The sequence below is a fragment of the Rhodococcus sp. MALMAid1271 genome, from assembly GCF_049195265.1.
Taxonomy (GTDB): Bacteria; Actinomycetota; Actinomycetes; order Mycobacteriales; family Mycobacteriaceae; genus Rhodococcoides.
The window spans coordinates 1-1,128 of the sequence record NZ_JBMIRQ010000007.1; the positions used below are offsets into that span (position 1 = coordinate 1).

Genomic DNA, 1,128 nt, shown 5'->3' on the forward strand with positions numbered 1-1,128 from the left:
GGTGGGATGAACCAGGGGTGGTTGTCGTCGGCGATGAACACTTCCCAGTCCGAATGGTGGATGAGTCGGTGGTGGAAGCCGCAGAGTAGGACGAGGTTGTTCAGGTCGGTGGGGCCGCCGTCTGCCCAGTGTCGGATGTGGTGGCCTTCGGTCCAGGCGGCGGGTGTGCCGCAGCCGGGGAACGCGCAGCCGTGATCGCGGGCGATCAGGGCGCGTTTCTGTCTGGAGTTAACGGTACGCATTGTGCGGGCGAGGTTGATCGGGTTACCGGTCTCGTCCATCACGATGGCGGTGAGGATGCAATCGCAGGCCAGTTGTCGGGAGGTGGTGCGCGAGAGTGGTCCCATCCAGGGCAGCCACCCGACCGTGGTGCCGTCCCCGAACAAGTCCCGATAGGCGCCACGGTCCGTGAAGGGGGTGCCATCATCATCATCGGATTCGGCTGCAGCGCGTGAGGTTTCGTCGTCGGTGATGTCGCCGGCATCGGCGTCGGCATTGTCGTGGAGGTCGGTGAGATCGCGCAGGTTGATGTGGAGGTTGACGTGGGGTTTTTCTCCACCTTCGATGGGCCGGTTGTTGGCGGCGAGGTAGCGGTCGAGGATGTGTCCGAATGCGTCGGCGCGGCGTCGGGCGGGGCTGCGTTGGTCTGGGGTGCCGTCGACGGCGGGTCTCGGTGCCGTCAGGGGTGAGAGGGCGGTGAGGAGTTTTTCGCCGGTGACGGCATCGAAGTCACCTTTCATGATCATTCGTCCGTTGAGGGTTTTCGAGGCGAAGAGTTCGTTGCGGTCGGTGTCCTCGGCGGGTGGGGTGGTGCCGCCGTAGAGGTCGTGCAAGCGGGTGATGGCTGCGCGTAGGGGGCCGGTGCGGGCGTCGGGCCCGGTCGCGGCGTTGATCAGTGCTGCCCTGGCCATGTCGCGGCCCTCGGGTGGGAGGTCTTCGGGTGGGGTTTCGGCGAAGTCGAGGATGAGGGCGGCGTGGTCGATGGAGATGCTGCCGGTGTTGACGGCGTCGGCGATGTCGGGGAAGTTCTTCAGTCCGCGGGCGAGGGCGAGAATTTTGTTGGCTTTGCCTGGCGTGAGCAGGGTGGTGGAGGTGAGCCAGCCGGCGGGTCCGGGGAAGCCGAGTTTC

1 protein-coding gene is annotated in these 1,128 nt (G+C 65.8%); it reads right to left on the minus strand.

The genetic code is table 11. The annotated features are described in order from the left end of the window. Positions 1-1,128: DUF222 domain-containing protein (locus ACOQFP_RS00035; protein ID WP_421583072.1), on the minus strand; the 1,128-nt coding region annotated here is incomplete at both ends.